At 31.6% G+C, this 16,643-nt stretch carries 19 protein-coding genes; 12 read left to right on the top strand and 7 right to left on the bottom strand.

Translation table 11 applies throughout. The features are described 5' to 3' along the window. Positions 1-66: 66 nt before the first annotated feature. Together apaG and GQR97_RS00380 are read right to left on the bottom strand one after the other, a co-directional pair. Positions 67-453 carry a Co2+/Mg2+ efflux protein ApaG gene (gene apaG, locus GQR97_RS00385; protein WP_158843965.1) on the bottom strand — a complete coding sequence of 129 codons (387 nt, stop codon included), beginning with the start codon at positions 451-453 and terminating at the stop codon, positions 67-69. 135 nt (positions 454-588) lie between these two features. Beyond that, positions 589-1,839: a type IX secretion system plug protein domain-containing protein gene (locus GQR97_RS00380; protein ID WP_158843963.1), complete on the bottom strand. Its 1,251-nt coding sequence runs from the start codon at positions 1,837-1,839 to the stop codon at positions 589-591. A 167-nt stretch (positions 1,840-2,006) separates the two neighbouring features. Between GQR97_RS00380 and GQR97_RS00375 the strand changes: the two genes are divergently transcribed. The 9 genes from GQR97_RS00375 (at position 2,007) to GQR97_RS00335 (ending at position 11,177) form a co-directional block, all read left to right on the top strand. Then, entirely contained in the window at positions 2,007-3,359 is a 1,353-nt protein-coding gene (locus GQR97_RS00375) for a Na(+)-translocating NADH-quinone reductase subunit A (RefSeq protein WP_158843961.1), read from the top strand. After that, positions 3,359-4,585, top strand: a complete 1,227-nt coding sequence (locus GQR97_RS00370) for an NADH:ubiquinone reductase (Na(+)-transporting) subunit B (RefSeq protein ID WP_158843959.1) — start codon at positions 3,359-3,361, stop codon at positions 4,583-4,585. The genes GQR97_RS00375 and GQR97_RS00370 overlap by 1 nt, the downstream gene beginning before the upstream one ends. Positions 4,586-4,587: 2 nt before the next feature. After that, the gene (locus GQR97_RS00365; RefSeq protein WP_158843957.1) at positions 4,588-5,337 is read left to right on the top strand and encodes a Na(+)-translocating NADH-quinone reductase subunit C; all 750 of its coding nucleotides are present in this window, start codon (positions 4,588-4,590) and stop codon (positions 5,335-5,337) included. Between the two features lie 3 nt (positions 5,338-5,340). Continuing rightward, complete coding sequence (locus tag GQR97_RS00360; RefSeq protein WP_158843955.1) at positions 5,341-5,988, top strand: NADH:ubiquinone reductase (Na(+)-transporting) subunit D; 648 nt, start codon at positions 5,341-5,343, stop codon at positions 5,986-5,988. A 76-nt stretch (positions 5,989-6,064) separates the two neighbouring features. Continuing rightward, complete coding sequence (gene nqrE / locus GQR97_RS00355) at positions 6,065-6,778, top strand: NADH:ubiquinone reductase (Na(+)-transporting) subunit E (protein WP_158843953.1); 714 nt, start codon at positions 6,065-6,067, stop codon at positions 6,776-6,778. Position 6,779: 1 nt separating this feature from the next. Next, entirely contained in the window at positions 6,780-8,087 is a 1,308-nt protein-coding gene (gene nqrF, locus GQR97_RS00350; protein ID WP_158843951.1) for an NADH:ubiquinone reductase (Na(+)-transporting) subunit F, read from the top strand. A gap of 231 nt (positions 8,088-8,318) precedes the next feature. Continuing rightward, positions 8,319-8,747: a response regulator gene (locus tag GQR97_RS00345; RefSeq protein ID WP_158843949.1), complete on the top strand. Its 429-nt coding sequence runs from the start codon at positions 8,319-8,321 to the stop codon at positions 8,745-8,747. A gap of 2 nt (positions 8,748-8,749) precedes the next feature. After that, positions 8,750-9,124: a response regulator gene (locus GQR97_RS00340; RefSeq protein WP_158843947.1), complete on the top strand. Its 375-nt coding sequence runs from the start codon at positions 8,750-8,752 to the stop codon at positions 9,122-9,124. A gap of 184 nt (positions 9,125-9,308) precedes the next feature. Beyond that, positions 9,309-11,177 (top strand): YfiR/HmsC family protein, encoded by a 1,869-nt coding sequence (locus tag GQR97_RS00335; protein ID WP_158843945.1) that lies wholly within the window; start codon positions 9,309-9,311, stop codon positions 11,175-11,177. Positions 11,178-11,190: 13 nt separating this feature from the next. Here the strand turns inward: GQR97_RS00335 and GQR97_RS00330 are convergent, their stop codons facing one another. Further along, positions 11,191-11,649 carry a Na(+)-translocating NADH-quinone reductase subunit F gene (locus GQR97_RS00330; RefSeq protein ID WP_158843937.1) on the bottom strand — a complete coding sequence of 153 codons (459 nt, stop codon included), beginning with the start codon at positions 11,647-11,649 and terminating at the stop codon, positions 11,191-11,193. Between the two features lie 109 nt (positions 11,650-11,758). On the opposite strand from GQR97_RS00330, the gene GQR97_RS00325 reads away from it, so the two are divergent. From GQR97_RS00325 to GQR97_RS00315, 3 genes are all read left to right on the top strand, one after another. Beyond that, positions 11,759-12,628 carry a DUF4846 domain-containing protein gene (locus GQR97_RS00325; RefSeq protein ID WP_158843935.1) on the top strand — a complete coding sequence of 290 codons (870 nt, stop codon included), beginning with the start codon at positions 11,759-11,761 and terminating at the stop codon, positions 12,626-12,628. A 65-nt stretch (positions 12,629-12,693) separates the two neighbouring features. Next, positions 12,694-13,071, top strand: coding sequence for a Na(+)-translocating NADH-quinone reductase subunit F (locus tag GQR97_RS00320; RefSeq protein WP_158843933.1), 378 nt, complete (start codon positions 12,694-12,696; stop codon positions 13,069-13,071). Then, positions 13,072-14,067: an FAD:protein FMN transferase gene (locus GQR97_RS00315; RefSeq protein ID WP_158843931.1), complete on the top strand. Its 996-nt coding sequence runs from the start codon at positions 13,072-13,074 to the stop codon at positions 14,065-14,067. Between the two features lie 25 nt (positions 14,068-14,092). On the opposite strand, the gene GQR97_RS00310 is transcribed toward GQR97_RS00315, so the two are convergent. From GQR97_RS00310 to GQR97_RS00295, 4 genes are all read right to left on the bottom strand, one after another. Beyond that, on the bottom strand, positions 14,093-14,599 hold the full coding sequence (locus GQR97_RS00310; protein WP_158843929.1) for a hypothetical protein: 507 nt from the start codon (positions 14,597-14,599) through the stop codon (positions 14,093-14,095). Positions 14,600-14,686: 87 nt separating this feature from the next. Then, positions 14,687-15,055 carry a DUF423 domain-containing protein gene (locus tag GQR97_RS00305; RefSeq protein ID WP_158843927.1) on the bottom strand — a complete coding sequence of 123 codons (369 nt, stop codon included), beginning with the start codon at positions 15,053-15,055 and terminating at the stop codon, positions 14,687-14,689. Positions 15,056-15,083: 28 nt separating this feature from the next. Further along, positions 15,084-15,848 carry a class I SAM-dependent methyltransferase gene (locus tag GQR97_RS00300; protein ID WP_158843925.1) on the bottom strand — a complete coding sequence of 255 codons (765 nt, stop codon included), beginning with the start codon at positions 15,846-15,848 and terminating at the stop codon, positions 15,084-15,086. 6 nt (positions 15,849-15,854) lie between these two features. Next, positions 15,855-16,640, bottom strand: coding sequence for a DUF3050 domain-containing protein (locus tag GQR97_RS00295; RefSeq protein ID WP_158843923.1), 786 nt, complete (start codon positions 16,638-16,640; stop codon positions 15,855-15,857). Positions 16,641-16,643 lie beyond the last annotated feature (3 nt).

The following is a 16,643-nucleotide window of genomic DNA, read 5'->3' as shown; positions in this document are numbered from 1 at the left end:
ACAAATAAAGATATAGCGGAAAGCCCGACCCTTTTGGGTAACGCCAAAATAAGATAAATTCAGAAATTAATTGATAGCAAAAGTAGCACTCAACTTAAATGTAGGGATGGTTACTTGGAATTTTTTTGTAGTTGTAAAATTGACCATGTTGTAGTGCCCTTGCATAGCGCCAAAAGGCGATTTAAGCAAACAGCCAGATGTGTACGTGTGTGATTCTCCTGGTTTTAAAACAGGTTTTTTACCTATTACACCTTCGCCAATTACGGTTTCTACATTATTTAAGGCATCTAGAATCTCCCAGTGGCGGGCAAAAAGTTGTACGGAATCTTTACTTTGGTTTTCTATGGTTACGGTATAGGCAAAGGCATATTGCATTTTATAGTTTTTATAAAATGAGCCTTCGAAGTTTGTAACTACCGAAATTTTTATGCCGCATGTAACTTGTTGTACCATATGTAATTAAGCAATTTACGTTGCTAAAATAATAAATATTAAAGAGTTAGTGAGCGATTTTAACAGGTTTGATTGATAAATTAGTTGAAATGCATTTCTTACCCTATATTTTGCTGAATTTCTAAAATTAGCGTATTAATTTGTGATGTTCACTGAGCTGGCTTCTCCTAAACCAATGATTTTATCGTATCGAGCACCTAAATCGCGATAATACACTAGAACTTTGTAATTGTTTTCAGTTTGCCAGAAATTACCGCTTACGGCACCTTCATTTATTGTACCGTCATCGTTGACAACAATATATTTGTAGTTATAAAACCCTTGCTTTAGTAGCATGGTGTTTGTAAAACGGTTATTTGCTTCATCGAAAATCATACGGGTGCTATCGTTTATCGCGTAATTATTAAAGTTTCCATATATATGTACGTTCTTATTGGTTAAAAAGTCGTCGCCTAACAGTGAAAAATGCATCCAAACGTAATCTGACTCAATGCTAGCGTCATCTGCATCAACATTGGTTATTAAGTAATTTCCGTTAATATCTGGGTTATATGTGTATGGTTTACTGGCGCGTTCCATGTTGGTGTAAAGGTAATTATGGTAAATATCTTTAAGGTCTATAAACTGAATACCGGTGTTGGCTGCGCGAACATCTTTATTTTCGAAAAAGAGAAATTCATTGCCGGCCCAAAAACTAGTTTCGTTATCGTATTTATATATAAGCTTGCTGCCAATGGTGTATTGTGGTTTAATATTCGCGATTACGTTGTTTAAATTATTATTTTGAATAATGACGGCTTTTACAGTTTGTGTTGGGTTATTTAGCTGGATGTTGTTTGAGGTAATTAGGAGTTCTATTCGTTGTTTTTCTTCAATGAATTCAATGTTTCTTGATCGTTTTACGCTTACACCAACGGCGGTTTTGTCTTCATAAATCATGAATTTTCTAGAGAATACTAATTCGTCGTCGTCATTAAAAATAGAAATCATATAATTCCCAGAAACTTTTAGTCCTTTTGTAAATTGGTTTGGGATGGTGAGTTTGTAATGTGAAAATATTTGATAGGTGTTAAGTGAATTTTCGTAATCACGAATACGCTGATTATCGAAACCATTTAAGAATTCAGATTTTATAAGGTTGGAAGGTGTCCAGTCGAAATTGTAATGTTCAATTTTATAGTAGTAGTCTGCCTCTTCGCCATTTAAGGCGTCGAATTCTAAAACAACATATTCGCCTAGTTTTAAAATAGGTAATTGGGTTTCGGGTGTGTTACTTTTAAAATTGATGGTTTTAATGAAATCAGGAGGACTTACTTCTTCAACTTGAGAAAAAATAAGACAAGGGAGGAGTGCTATAAGAAATGTTTTTATTACCTTAGATTTCATATTTGCTATAATTTTATGTGTAAATATAAACAAAATCTATGCCTAATTAAATCTGTTTATTTAGAATCGATATAAATAAATGATATGCTTTTTTTTGATGAAGATTTTAGGTATTTATTTGTATTTTTGCACCGATTTTTAGACAACTAATTTCAATAAAAATAAATATGTCAAACGACATTCGTATTAAAAAAGGTCTGGACATTAAACTTATAGGTGAAGCTGATAAAACCGTTGAACAAGCGATTATTAGTAACTACTACACTATAAGGCCAGAGGATTTTCACGGCGTAATTCCAAAACTTGTTGCAAAAGAAGGTACTTCAGTAAAAGCTGGGGATACTTTGTTTTTCGATAAATCCCAAGACTCGGTAATGTTTTTATCGCCAGTTTCAGGGAAAGTGATTGAAGTACAGCGTGGACCAAAACGACGCCTAGATGCTATTAAAATTGAAGCTGATAAATCGCAAGTTTTTGCAGATTTAGGAAAATTTGATTTAAGTAGTGCCACAGCGGAATCTGTAAAAGCACATTTGTTAGCATCAGGATGCTGGCCGTTTGTAAAACAACGCCCTTATGATGTTATTGCAAATCCAAATAAATCGTCAAAAGCGATATTTATTTCGGGTTATGCTAGCGCACCATTGGCTGCCGATTTAGACTTTACTTTAAAAGGTAAAGAAGCTGAATTGCAAGCTGCGGTAACTGCTTTAGGTAAACTAACGGAAGGTGCTGTGCATATTTCAGTTGGTACCTCTAGTTCACCTCTTGCTGGTTTAACAGGTGTTACTACTCATAAAGTTTCTGGACCACACCCATCTGGGAATGTTGGTACACTAATTAATAAAGTGGATCCTGTAAATAAAGGCGAAGTAGTTTGGACGGTAAATGCTCAAGACTTGGTTATTATTGGGGAACTTTTATTAACTGGTAAGTTTAATGCAGAACGTATTGTAGCTTTAGCTGGCTCTTCGGTTGAAAAACCAAGATATTTTAAAACTATTATTGGTAGTGAAATTTCTACCATTATTTACGATAAAGGTGTTTCTAAAGAAGGTAACGATCGTGTTATTTCTGGAAATGTGTTATCAGGAAAACAAATTCAACCAGACGGAAATTTAGACTATTACAGTAATGTAATATCTGTTATTCCTGAAGGTGATGATTATGAGTTTTTTGGATGGACTAAACCTGTCTTCAATAAAATTTCTACGTCTAGAGCCTTAACATTTTCTTGGTTAAGTAAAACAAAAAAATACGATTTAAACACCAACACTAATGGTGAGCATCGTGCTTTTGTTACTACAGGTGTTTACGAAGAGGTTTTTCCTTTAGATATTTATCCAATGCAAATTTTAAAAGCTTGTATGTATAAAGATTTAGATGAAATGGAAGTTTTAGGAATGTACGAAGTTGCACCTGAAGATTTCGCCTTAACCGAGTTTGTATGTGTATCTAAACAACCGCATCAAAAAATTATTAGAGAAGGTTTAGACTTAATGCTTAAAGAAATAGGATAATGGGTTTAAAAAATAATTTACATAAATTAAAGCAAAAGTATAAAGGGACAAAAATGGCACCTGCATTTAATGCAATCCATACCTTTTTATACTTACCAAATGAGACCACACATAATGGAACTCATATAAAAGCAGCCGACGATTTAAAGCGTACTATGAATACAGTAATTATGGCTATGGTGCCATGTTTATTGTTTGGTATGTTTAACGCTGGTTATCAACATAACTTACAGGTTGGAGAAGTTCAAGCTGTAACGGCAGGTTTCTTTAGTCCAGAATTTTGGGCTTTTGATAACTTTATTATTGGTTTTTGGAAAATCATTCCTTTAGTAATTGTTTCTTACGGTGTTGGTTTAGGAATTGAATTCTTATTCGCGGTAATAAAAAATCACGAAGTTGAAGAAGGTTATTTAGTAACAGGTATGTTAGTGCCATTAATTGTGCCAATTGATATTCCTTTATGGATGTTGGCCGTTGCTGTTATCTTTGGTGTTGTTATCGGAAAAGAAGTTTTTGGTGGTACTGGGATGAATATCTTAAATCCAGCATTAACAATTAGAGCCTTTTTATTCTTTGCATATCCTACTTGGATGTCTGGAGATAAAGTTTGGGTTGAAGGTGCAGTTGAAAGAACAAAAGAAATTGCTGCTGGAGCTAATTTAGATGCCATTTCTGGAGAAACTATTTTGGGGACTTTAGCACAAGGGAAAGCGGTTACACATTCTGTTGCCGATATGTTCTTTGGTTTTATCCCTGGTTCAGTTGGAGAAACTTCAACACTACTTATTATTTTAGGTGGTTTGTTTTTAGTGTTTTCTAAAATTGGAAGCTGGAAAATTATGTTATCATCATGTGTTGGCGCATTAGTTATGGGCTTAATTTTTAATGGTGTTGTAAGTTCTGGTTGGATTACTGAAACAAGTAAGTTTTATGGATTAATGAGTACTGAATTTTGGCATCACTTACTTATTGGTGGTTTTGCTTTTGGTACCGTGTTTATGGCTACCGACCCAGTTACGGCGTCGCAAACCAATAAAGGAAAATGGATTTATGGTTTCTTAATAGGGTTTCTTTCTATTATGATTCGTGTATTCAATCCAGCATATCCAGAAGGTGTGATGTTAGCTATTCTATTAATGAATGTGTTTGCTCCAACTATAGACCATTATGTGGTTCAAGGAAATGTGAAGAAAAGAATGAAACGTTTAAAAGCTAAAGTTGCATAACGATGGAAAATAGAACAGATAAAAATTCATATACTATAATTTTCGCCGTTGTTATGGTGTTGGTTGTAGGTTCATTATTAGCATTTACAGCATCATCTTTAAAACCTAATATTGATGAAAACAAACGTCTAGAAAAGCAACAAAATATTTTGTATGCTATGGGCGTAAATGAGAATGATGAAACTAGTGCTAATTTTGTGTCAACAGATAAAGCGCCAGACTTGTTTAAAAAATACATTAAAAAACAATTGGTTATTCAAGATGGTAAAGTTACCGAGGATGATGAAGCTTATTTAATTGATGTTAAAAAAGAACAAACCAATGCGAAAGCTGGTATTGCTAGACGGTTACCTTTATTAGAAGGTGTAAAGGATGGTAAAACATTTTACATTGCGCCAATTCGTGGTAAAGGTCTTTGGGATGCTATTTGGGCTTACGTTGCTATGGACGAAAACATGGTAATACAAGGTGCTTATTTTGATCACAAAGGAGAAACGCCTGGTTTAGGAGCTAATATTAAGCAACGTTTTTTTATGGACGATTTTATTGGTGAGCATTTGTTAGATAACTCAGATCGTTTTAAAGGTATTGATGTTTCTAAAAGTAATGCCGATCCAAAAAACGATGATAAAACAGATAACGAAGTCGATGCTATTGCAGGAGCTACTATTACAGGTAATGGGGTTTCAGCAATGATAAAAAGCGATTTAAAGCTATACGTACCGTTCTTCAAAAACTTAAAAAACAATTAATTTATGGGACTTTTATCAAAAAAAGACGCCAAGTTAATCACAGATCCATTAGCGGATAATAACCCAATTACTATTCAAGTTCTTGGTATTTGTTCTGCTTTAGCAATTACTGCTGAGTTAAAAGCATCTATTGTAATGGCTGTTTCAGTAATGGCCGTGTTAGCTATTGGGAACGTTGTTATTTCTTTAATGAGAAATATTATTCCTTCAAAAATTAGAATTATTGTACAATTGGTTGTTGTTGCAGCTTTGGTAATTATAGTAGATCAAGTATTAAAGGCATTTGCTTACGAGTTAAGTAAAACGCTTTCGGTATTTGTTGGATTAATTATTACAAACTGTATTATTATGGGACGTTTTGAGGCTTTTGCTCTGGCAAATAAACCTTGGAGATCTTTCCTTGATGGTATTGGTAATGCAGCTGGTTACGGTTTAATTCTTATTCTAGTAGGATTCTTTAGAGAACTTTTAGGTTCTGGAACACTATTAGGATTTAAAGTTTTAGGAGATCCAATCGAAAAAACAGGATTATATGCTTTAGGTTACGAGAATAACGGTTTTATGTTATTATCTCCAATGGCTTTAATTGTAGTTGGTATTATTATTTGGATTCAACGTAGTAGAAATACAGCATTAGTAGAAGATCATTAAAATTTGGTTACTAGTAGTTGTGACGGGTTTTTTTATAACAAGTAACAATTATTAAATAATCAATAACTAAAGAAATATGGAACATATAGAGTTATTTTTTAAATCAATATTTATCGATAACATGGTATTTGCCACGTTCTTAGGAATGTGTTCTTACCTTGCGGTATCTAAAAAAGTGAGTACAGCTGTAGGTTTAGGAGCAGCCGTAATTTTTGTATTGGCTATTACCGTGCCTTTAAACTGGTTATTAGATCAGTATTTATTGCAACCAGGTGCTTTATCTTGGTTAGGTGAGGAATATGCAAGTTACGATTTAAGTTTCCTATCGTTTATCATGTTTATTGCAACTATTGCAACCATGGTACAATTAGTAGAAATAGTGGTCGAGAAATTCTCTCCATCATTGTACAATTCATTAGGTATATTTTTACCATTAATTGCTGTAAACTGTGCCATTTTAGGAGGTTCATTATTTATGCAATCTCGTGAAATACCAACTTTAGGATTAGCAACTGTTTACGGTGTAGGTTCTGGAATTGGATGGTTTTTAGCGATTTTAGCGATAGCCGCTATTCGTGAAAAAATTAGATATTCTAACGTGCCACCAGCATTAAGAGGTTTAGGAATTACATTCATCATTACTGGTTTAATGGCGATTGGATTCATGAGTTTTGGAGGAATGTTAACTGGAGGTGATGAAGAAGCACCAAAAGAAGAAAAAACTGCAAAAGTAGATTCTACAAAGGATAACAAAGAAGTGTTAGCTAACAACATAAAAGTAAACGAGTAATATGATATTAGCCGCAAGTACAACAGGAACAATAGTAGTAACAGTAATTGCTTTTTTAATTATTACGCTTTTACTAGTTGGTTTATTATTAGTTGTAAAACAAAAACTATCACCATCAGGACCAGTAAAAATAACGATTAATGGTGAAAAGGAAATAGAAGTAGCTTCTGGAGCTAGTTTACTTACCACGTTAGGGAATGCTAAAATATTTTTACCATCTGCCTGTGGTGGTGGTGGAACTTGTATTCAATGTGAATGTCACGTAAATTCTGGTGGAGGTGAAGCTTTACCAACCGAAGTGCCTCACTTTACAAGAAAGGAATTACAACATGGTGTTCGTTTAGCTTGTCAAGTTAAAGTGAAACAAGACATGGATATCACTATTCCAGAAGAAGTATTTGGAATTAAGAAATGGGAAGCTGTTGTAGTGCGTAACTATAACGTGGCATCTTTCATTAAAGAATTTGTAGTTGAGATCCCGGAAGATATGGGTTACAAAGCAGGTGGATATATTCAAATTGAAATTCCTCCATGTGAAGTAAAGTATTCTGATATGGATATTACAGCGCATCCTGAAGAACATGAAACGCCAGATAAGTTTCAAGCAGAATGGGAAAAATTTAAATTATGGCCATTGGTCATGAAGAATACGGAAACAATTGAAAGAGCCTATTCTATGGCTTCTTACCCTGCTGAAGGACGTGAGATTATGTTAAACGTACGTGTGGCTTGCCCGCCGTTTGATCGCGCCAAAGGTGGTTGGATGGATGTAAATCCAGGTATAGCTTCGTCTTACATATTCAACCAAAAACCAGGAGATAAAGTAACAATTTCAGGACCTTACGGTGAATTCTTTATTAATGAATCTGATAGCGAAATGCTATACGTAGGTGGTGGTGCAGGTATGGCTCCAATGCGTTCTCATTTATATCATTTATTCAGAACTTTAAAGACTGGAAGAAAAGTGACTTATTGGTATGGTGGACGTTCTAAACGTGAGTTATTCTATTTAGAGCATTTCCGTGAGTTAGAGAAAGATTTTCCTAATTTTAAATTTTACTTAGCATTATCTGAACCAATGGAAGAAGATAACTGGAAAGTAAAAGAAAATATTGATGCCCCAGGTGATGGTTTTGTAGGTTTCATTCACAACTGTGTTATCGATAATTATTTGTCATTACATGAGTCTCCAGAAGATATAGAATTATACTTCTGTGGACCTCCATTAATGAATAAAGCTGTTCAAAAAATGGGTGAAGATTTTGGTATCCCAGATGAACACATTCGATTTGATGATTTTGGAGGATAGTCTCTAAATTTGAAATATATAAAAAACCCAATACGAAAGTGTTGGGCTTTTTTAGCTTCTAATTTTTATTAAATATTAAAATATAAAGTTTTTATTTTAATATTTTTTTGTTGAATTAGAAATACACAATGTATTATGTCGTAAAAATGTGTTATTATATCGATAAAATAATTAAATTGCAACAATAAGCGTAGATAAAAACTTTCATTATTATAATATAATCGCTCTATAATGGTTGATAAAGAAAAGAATCTAAAAGTTTTATTCATTGATGATGATAAAGCAACTAATTTTTTAAATAAACATATCGCTAAAAATAATGATAATATTAGTTCTATAGTGTTATTAGATAGTGGTTTTGAAGGAATCTCTTATATTAAGAATTGTTTAAAAAACGAAGAAGAAAAACCCAATATAGTCTTTTTAGATATTAATATGCCAGCCATGAATGGTTGGGAGTTTTTAGAAAATTTTTATGCATTGGGTAAGGATTTAGTCGATGATATTAACGTTATTATTCTTTCGTCATCTAATGATCCAAAAGATTTAACAAAATTCAATAATTATGATACACTTTTAGATTTTATAAGGAAGCCTCTAGATAAACAGGTGTTTAATTCTGCATTAATGAAAGTTAAGAATAATACTTCATCATATTAATTATGAAAAAAATACTTTTAGTTGATGATGATGAAGCGACCAATTTTTATAATCATTATATTTTTAAAAAAAGTGCTATCAATTGTGAAATAGTAATGCTGGAGAATGGCTTAAAAGCACTTAATTATTTGAAAAATATTGATGTTCCAGATATTATTTTTTTAGATATAAATATGCCTGTTATGGATGGTATTCAATTTTTAGAAGAAGTCCAAAAATGTTCTAATGATAAATTTGATAAAGTCGTGGTATATGCTATGATAAGTGTAGATTTATCAGAAGAAAAATTTGAAAGGTTAACTGCCGTTCGTAAAGTTGAGATTAAAAAAGGAAAAATGCTAACAGTAGAATATATTAATAATTATGTAAATATCTAGTAAGTATTAGTTAACGATAAGAGCTTAATTTTTTGCTTTAGGTTAATTGTATAATAATCCATTCATTCCCTCTAAATTTAATAATAAACTAAAGATATATAATATCTTTTATGTCTAAACAGATAAATAAACCATTAGAACACTGTTCTTAGGGTTATATGCTGTTTAATAGAGTTGTTTAAAAATGGGAAATATATCATATAGGGATCTAAGTAAATCTGTGCTTAAGAAAATTATACTGACTTATAATTCAAAGTGTTTAAATTTAAAAACCTTAATATTATTAGTTGTATTTTCCTTGTACTCTAATCTGTCTTTTAGCCAGAATTCAGAGAAAAACAGAGAATCTTCTATACTGGAGCAACGCGCAATAATGGTTTTTAATTTGTGTGAACAAGTTAAGTGGCCCAAAATAAAACAAATGACTACCTTGAAAATAGGAGTTATGGGGCCAGATACTATTAAAAAGAGTCTTTTTGATATTTCAAATAATAGACGCATATATGATAAACTTATTGAAGTTAAAAGAATAAACAGTGTTGATGATATTCAATATTGCAATGTGGTTTATGTAAATAGCACCTATGAATATTTAATAAAAGCAATTTTAAATAGTACAAAGGGGAAGGAGATTCTGATAATAACAGAAGGGTATCCAACGCACAGCTCAATGATTAATATGGTGCAGGTTGGTGATACTTATGAATATGATATCAATAGGCAGTTTATTAGAGAAGCTAATCTTAAAATTACTCCAGTATTAGCTAGTTATGCTGTAACTTCAAAAGAAATAAAAGATAAATTATATAAAAAAGTAGAGCAAAACTTATATATAGCCAATAGGGAAAAAGCTGAGCAGAAAAAAATTATAGAAACTCATATAAAAACAATTGGAAGTCAAATAGATGATATTAATAAAAAAGATAAAGTTATTATAGATAAAGAACATTCTATAACTAATTTGTCTCGTGAAAGTGAATTGAAAAACAAGAGGCTAGAAGAAAGTCTTGTATTCGAGCTAGAATTAGAAGAAAAGCTTGAAAAACAGTTATATAAAATAAATGCGCAACAATTAGAAATAGATTCTGTTAATCTTGAAATTCAAAATCAACAAAAGGTTTTAACGGTCCAAAACATTCATATAAAAGAAAAGGAAGATATTCTTGCAGAAAAAAATATAATAATAAGTACACAAAGACAATACAATATATTATTATCCATTTTGTCTTGTTTATTATTCATAGTGAGTATATCATTGCTAGTGGCTTATATTAAGAATAAAAAATTAAATTTTCGCTTAAAGGCACAGCATGTTGAAATTAACCACCAGTCTAAACAATTGGTTTCAAAAAATAAAGAATTAGAACAATTTGTTTATATCGCAAGCCATGATTTACAAGAACCTCTTAATACCATATCTAGTTTTATAGATGTTATAGATTCTGAGTACAACAGTAGTTTTGATGATGATGGAAAACAAATGCTTGGTTTTATAAAAGAAGGTAGTGTGAGAATGAAAAAGTTAATCGATGCACTTTTACAATATTCTAGGTTAGGAAGAACAAAAATAATTGATGATGTTGACTGTATGCCGTTATTAAATGTATTGACAGGAGATTTACAAAGTGTCATAAACCGCAGTGAAGCCGTTGTTAATTATAAAGATTTGCCAAAAATAAAAGGTAATGAGGTAGAATTAAGATTACTTTTCCAAAACCTGATAACTAATGGGATTAAATTTACAAAACCTGGAGTTAAGCCTAAAATAGATATTTATTGTACCGAAATTTCCAAAATAGAAGAAGGCGATGTTGAAGAACAAAAATTCTGGCAGTTCTCTGTTGCAGATAATGGCATTGGTATAGCTCAAGAATATCAAGATCGTGTTTTTGCTATATTTCAAAGGTTGAACTCAAGATTAGACTATGAAGGTTCGGGAATAGGCTTAGCACATTGCAAAAAAATTGTGGAATCTCATTCTGGTAAAATATGGTTTACATCATCAGAAGGCGCCGGAACAACTTTTTCTTTTTCTATTCCAGTGAAAGTTTAAACTTATTTGTTTTTCAACTAAAAAGATGTAATTCTACTTTAGGTTTATCGTTTTCAAATTCAAATAATTTGGTATAATCCATAACATTATCGATTTTGTCTAAATCGCACAAAAGTTTTATCACTTCAGACAATCCTTTAAATAAAATATCTTTATCTGTTGGATTTTTAGGTTTTTCATTTTTATAATGAAGTGGTAATTTGTATCCGCAAGCCTTCAAAAAAGTTGCTTCTATTTGAAGTAATTCTAAAGGGGAATATCCATTAAATTTTCGTCCTAAATTTTGATGTACTTTGCCAACATAATTAAGCGCTGTTGCCCCATGATGGTCAGAAAGATGTTTCCAACTATCCATTTGGTCTAAAATATTTCCAACCGCACATTGTTTGCAACATTCGGGATTCAATTTGTTATTATGAAAAGCAATATATAGTTTATTTATAGCGGCTTCTAATCGTGGAGTAGTTTGCATATCGGTTAATTTTGATATTAAATTACGAAAAAAAAAGCAGTTTCTTTAAAATGAACTTTCTTTACCAATTCTATTTATACCAAACTATATGTTTCTTCGTTATAAAAACATGAAAAAAACTATCGTTTTAACCATTTTCACCACTGTTGTTGCTGTTTTGTTCTTTCAGATAACATCTTCTCATAAGAATTTAAAAAACAGTGTTAGAGCTACCGATAAAGTAAACCTAATTGATAAAGATAGTTTTACTATTGTTTCAAGAGTAAATGTTCCTGATGGCTATAAACGTTTAAATTATTCTGAAAGAACTTTTCAAAATTATCTTCGGAATTATAAATTGAAAGCTTTTGGAAGTAAAATTATTAATTATGATAATTCTGAATATTTTTGGCAAGGTGGCCACATAGGGATTTTAGAAATTCCTGTTCCTAAAAACGGATTACAACAATGTGCCGATGCATTAATTAGAATACGTAGCGAATACTTATGGGAAACCGGTAGAAAATCAGAAATAGGGTTTAATTTCACAAGTGGACATTACTGTTCTTGGCTTAAATATGCTGAAGGATATCGGCCTAAAATTAAAGGCAATAAAGTCTCTTTTTATAAAACCGCGGGGAAGAATTATTCAAAAGAAAATTTTTATAAATATTTGAATCTTATTTACATGTATTCAGGCACATTGTCATTATACAATGAATTACCAAAAATAACATCTTCAAAAGATTTGAAAATTGGAGATATGCTTATAAGAGGTGGTTCGCCAGGGCATATTGTTATGCTTTGTGATGAAGTGATAAATGAAAATGGTGAAAAACTATTTTTACTGTTTCAAGGAAATACGCCTGCGCAAAGTGTGCATTTGGTTAAAAATCTTGAGAATAGCGTAATTTCTCCGTGGTATAAACTGGAGCAAGATGTTGTTATACCTGTTTCAAATTATACCTTTAATAATTCCAAATTTGTTCGTTTTAAATAACTTTTTGTCAAGTACTTTGTTATAATCTAGTTTTTAAAATACGAGTAATATTGTATTTTTGCAATATGAGTAAAGCATTATCAAAACAAGAACTTCACAATTTGGCCATGAACCACGTTGGGAAAGATTTAGAAAATCGTGGTTTCGATTTTATAGCCATAAATAGTAAACTTAAAAAACATCCCCAATTTGTTTGTATGGATAAAACAAAGCAGTACTTTTTTGTAATTGTTCGTGCCGTAATTTTACCAGAAAACCCTAATAATTACGATGTAGTTTGGATGGAAAGCTTTAAAAAGCACGCTAGAGAAAATGATGCTAAAGTATTGTATGCAGGTGTTGGAGTAGGTAGTGTTAATGGTGAAAAAGAACCTCTTTATTTAAACGAAGAATACTTATTAGAATATAACGGAATTCAGGTTTTAGAAACAAATTTGAACTAAATGAATAAGCTTAAATTTGTGATATTATGCTTGATGTTTGCTGCATGCAAGCAATCAGCTTCAAGTAAAGAAATAATTAATCCTGAAAATACACGAATCGAAGGTTCTGTTTTTGGAACCTTTTATCAAGTTACTTGCGGTACAGATGTGAATTATGAAAAACAGCTCGATAGTTTGTTTTTTGTAATTAATAAGTCGATGTCAACGTATATTCCTGATTCTGATATTTCGAAATTAAACAGAAATGAATCTATTGATATTGATAACCATTTTAAAACCGTTTTCGAAAATTCTGAAGCTATTTACAAAGCTACCAATGGTGCTTTCGATCCTACAATAGGAGCCGTAGTTAACGCATGGGATTTTGGCCCGGAAGGAAAAATAATTGACTTAGATAGCCTTAAGATTAACAATTTAATGCAATCCGTAGGTTTAAATAAAGTTAAATTGGTTAATTCTAAAATTATAAAACCAAAAGGAACGTTTTTGGATTTTAACGCTATCGCAAAAGGTTATGGGGTTGATGTTGTAGGTAGATTTTTGGAAAGTAAAAACGTTAAAAACTATTTAATAAATATAGGAGGAGAACTACGTGCAAGAGGTTCTAATAAAGCCAGTGGAAAGGTTTGGACAGTAGGTGTAGAGAACCCAAATTTTAATGGAACGCAATCTATAAATAAAGTGCTTTTTCTTAAGGATAAGTCCATGGCAACATCAGGAACATATCGAAAATTTAAGGTTGACGAAAATGGAAATCGCTATGCACATATTATCGATACTAAAACAGGTTATCCTAGTAAAACTAACTTATTAAGCATTTCTGTAATTGCTGATAATTGTATGACGGCAGATGCTTACGCGACTGCTTTTAAGGCTATGGGAATAGAAAAAGTAAAAGTCTTTTTAGAAGGTCATTCAGAATTAAAAGTCTTCTTGATTTTTGAAAATGATGAAAAGGAGTTTGAAACTTTAACTTTTAATGGTTTTGGTGAGTAATTTATAGGTTTGGTATCTGTTGTTTTTATTCTTTAAATATTTCTGTAAAAATAATATTTTTAGATGGTTCATTTTCAAATATAGGCGTGGTTTCAATATTTACAGTTATTTCCCACTCGGTCTTTGATATTTTCTCTCCTTTTATTATACCATTTTTTACTTCATATTTGTTATGAGCTACCCAAGCCCCATACTGTTGGTAAAAGCAGTTTGTTGAAAGGATTTCATTATCTATAAATTCAAAGTCAGTATTATTGTTTTCGATTTGAAAAATTAAGTTTTCTCCCCATTCATCATCTATTATATTATCACATTGCGCTCCGTTAAGATTGTATTTAAACAATATTTTATTTCCATTAATTATATTATAATTATTTCTTTTAAACTGAGTATCGAATTCAACTATTATTTCCTTTTCAGAAACCCAATTTGATATTATCATTTCGGGATAACAATCGTTTTCATTTTCGTCGCTTTTACAAGAAGAAAAGAAGGTTAGAATCATTATAGATGTAAAAATAAAATGCCTCATGTTTTCTAGTTTATTGTTAGATGATAAATATCTAATTAGGTTGCGTCAAATTAGATACAATAGAAAATAGATAAGCGTAAATTCTTTCTATAAAACATTAATTAACAAAAGTAACCAGCCAATAACAAAAAGCAAGCCACCTAGCGGAGTTATAGGGCCTAAAAATTTCAACTTACTTCCTTTTGCATCAGATAAAATTAAACCATAAATACTGAAAGAAAACAAGATAATACCCAAGGTAAAGCACCAGTAAATAGGTATCGTTATATATTTAAAATTTAAACCGAGTGCTACCAAAACAATGGCATGATACATTTGATATTTTACACCAACTTCAAAACTATGCAATTGGTCGTTAGATAAGATTTTCTTCAAAGCATGTGCTCCAAAAGCACCAAAAATAACGGATAACATCCCAAAAATAGCACCAGTAGCAATTATAACTTGTTGTGTCATGATTCAATAAATATTTAGTTTGAAATTTTTATTTATAAACTACCGGAATAATTTCACCTTTGGCTAAACAGTATTTTTCTATCGCTTCCGCGGAAAGATTTGCGGTATAATCAACCTCCTTTACTTTAAAACCTATACCTCGAAGCTTGTCAAAATAATCTTGGCCATAAACACGAACATGATCGTATTGTCCGAATATTTTAGCGCGTTCAACTTTATCGGTAATCGAATCATCTTCAAAAGTGGTTGCTCTAGATAAATCTTGGGGAATTTGAAAAACACCCATACCACCAGGTTTTAAAACACGATATAATTCCTGCATCGCTTTGGTATCATCAGGAATATGTTCTAAAACATGATTACAAAAAATAATATCGTAACTATTATCTTCAAAAGGTAAATCGCAAATATCTGCTTTTACGTCTGCAATAGGAGAAAGTAAATCGGTTGTAGTGTAATCTAAGTTTTTAAGATTTCTAAAACGTTTTAAAAAACATTGTTCGGGAGCAAAATGAAGTACTTTTTTTGGTGCTGTAAAAAAATCGGTTTCATTTTTAAGATACAACCAAAGTAATCGGTGGCGCTCTAAACTTAAAGTAGAAGGTGATAATACGTTGTTACGCTGATTGCCATAACCATAAGGGAGAAAACTTTTAAAGCTTTTTCCATCTATAGGGTCGGTAAAAGTGTCGCCTTTTAAAAAGAAAGCTAAAACCGGACGAATAACATAGCTTAACCTTATTAACAAAGGTCTTGGAATGGTGTTTAATATGAGTTTAAAGAGCTTTTTCAAATTTTGCTAGGCTAATACCGTATTCGATAAAATTAAAGTTGAAATACCATCCCAAAGCGCAATCCTATATTTTAATGCATCTTTGGCTGTTTCTAATACGTCATTCCATTTAGTTTGGTCGTTTCCACATAATTCTTCAACCATTTTTAGTGACAGTGGGCCATGTTCATCTCCATCCAATTCAATATGGCGTTCTAAATAATAAGTTAACTTACTATAAGATGCTTTATTGTTTTGTTCCGATTGTTTAATAATTTGAAAAAACATATCAGGAATTACATCTTCTCTGCCAAAAGTAAATGCAGATGCTATTTTATGCGATGCATTGGTTGCTATTATTTTAAATGAAAAGTCTACAAAATCTCTAGTTGCTTTAGGTAAGTTTAAAGCCGTCATCGCTTCGGAAACTGAAATACCTTTTTCTATTTGTATTATAAATTTTTCTATATCAGTTGTACTTGCTCCAATTTGGTGCATAGCATCTAAGTACATTTCAAAGTGACTATTAGGTTCTCCCAATTCATTAATATCACTTTCTTCTCCTAAAACAATTTCATTAATAAAACGAGCTGTAGAAGGATGTTTAACAGGAATCCAGGGCACAGAAGTATTAGTTAAATGATTTTGAAGCGCTTTTAGCAAACTCATAAAATCCCAAACGGCAAACACATGTTGCTCCATAAAGGTTTTTATGTCTTTAACCGATGCTAAGTTGCTATATAGTTTATGAGAATTAAGTTCTGCGCGTAATGGTTTTAACGCGAGTTCTATAGATTCAATAGATGTATTCATGCG

Origin of the sequence: Algibacter sp. L1A34 (assembly GCF_009796805.1) — a bacterium.
Classification (GTDB): domain Bacteria; phylum Bacteroidota; class Bacteroidia; order Flavobacteriales; family Flavobacteriaceae; genus Algibacter.
The sequence above is the reverse complement of the archived record's forward strand: the minus strand, read 5'-3'. Positions and strand labels throughout refer to the sequence as shown.

What these genes read in the sequence shown, in the direction of transcription:
- GQR97_RS00310 (WP_158843929.1), bottom strand. Translation starts at nt 14,599, where the DNA reads ATGAGGCATTTTATTTTTACATCTATAATGATTCTAACCTTCTTTTCT.
- GQR97_RS00315 (WP_158843931.1), top strand. Translation starts at nt 13,072, where the DNA reads ATGAATAAGCTTAAATTTGTGATATTATGCTTGATGTTTGCTGCATGC.
- GQR97_RS00380 (WP_158843963.1), bottom strand. Translation starts at nt 1,839, where the DNA reads ATGAAATCTAAGGTAATAAAAACATTTCTTATAGCACTCCTCCCTTGT.
- GQR97_RS00340 (WP_158843947.1), top strand. Translation starts at nt 8,750, where the DNA reads ATGAAAAAAATACTTTTAGTTGATGATGATGAAGCGACCAATTTTTAT.
- GQR97_RS00305 (WP_158843927.1), bottom strand. Translation starts at nt 15,055, where the DNA reads ATGACACAACAAGTTATAATTGCTACTGGTGCTATTTTTGGGATGTTA.
- GQR97_RS00375 (WP_158843961.1), top strand. Translation starts at nt 2,007, where the DNA reads ATGTCAAACGACATTCGTATTAAAAAAGGTCTGGACATTAAACTTATA.
- GQR97_RS00325 (WP_158843935.1), top strand. Translation starts at nt 11,759, where the DNA reads ATGAAAAAAACTATCGTTTTAACCATTTTCACCACTGTTGTTGCTGTT.
- apaG (WP_158843965.1), bottom strand. Translation starts at nt 453, where the DNA reads ATGGTACAACAAGTTACATGCGGCATAAAAATTTCGGTAGTTACAAAC.
- GQR97_RS00360 (WP_158843955.1), top strand. Translation starts at nt 5,341, where the DNA reads ATGGGACTTTTATCAAAAAAAGACGCCAAGTTAATCACAGATCCATTA.
- GQR97_RS00295 (WP_158843923.1), bottom strand. Translation starts at nt 16,640, where the DNA reads ATGAATACATCTATTGAATCTATAGAACTCGCGTTAAAACCATTACGC.
- GQR97_RS00335 (WP_158843945.1), top strand. Translation starts at nt 9,309, where the DNA reads ATGGGAAATATATCATATAGGGATCTAAGTAAATCTGTGCTTAAGAAA.
- nqrE (WP_158843953.1), top strand. Translation starts at nt 6,065, where the DNA reads ATGGAACATATAGAGTTATTTTTTAAATCAATATTTATCGATAACATG.
- GQR97_RS00345 (WP_158843949.1), top strand. Translation starts at nt 8,319, where the DNA reads ATGGTTGATAAAGAAAAGAATCTAAAAGTTTTATTCATTGATGATGAT.
- GQR97_RS00330 (WP_158843937.1), bottom strand. Translation starts at nt 11,649, where the DNA reads ATGCAAACTACTCCACGATTAGAAGCCGCTATAAATAAACTATATATT.
- nqrF (WP_158843951.1), top strand. Translation starts at nt 6,780, where the DNA reads ATGATATTAGCCGCAAGTACAACAGGAACAATAGTAGTAACAGTAATT.
- GQR97_RS00365 (WP_158843957.1), top strand. Translation starts at nt 4,588, where the DNA reads ATGGAAAATAGAACAGATAAAAATTCATATACTATAATTTTCGCCGTT.
- GQR97_RS00320 (WP_158843933.1), top strand. Translation starts at nt 12,694, where the DNA reads ATGAGTAAAGCATTATCAAAACAAGAACTTCACAATTTGGCCATGAAC.
- GQR97_RS00370 (WP_158843959.1), top strand. Translation starts at nt 3,359, where the DNA reads ATGGGTTTAAAAAATAATTTACATAAATTAAAGCAAAAGTATAAAGGG.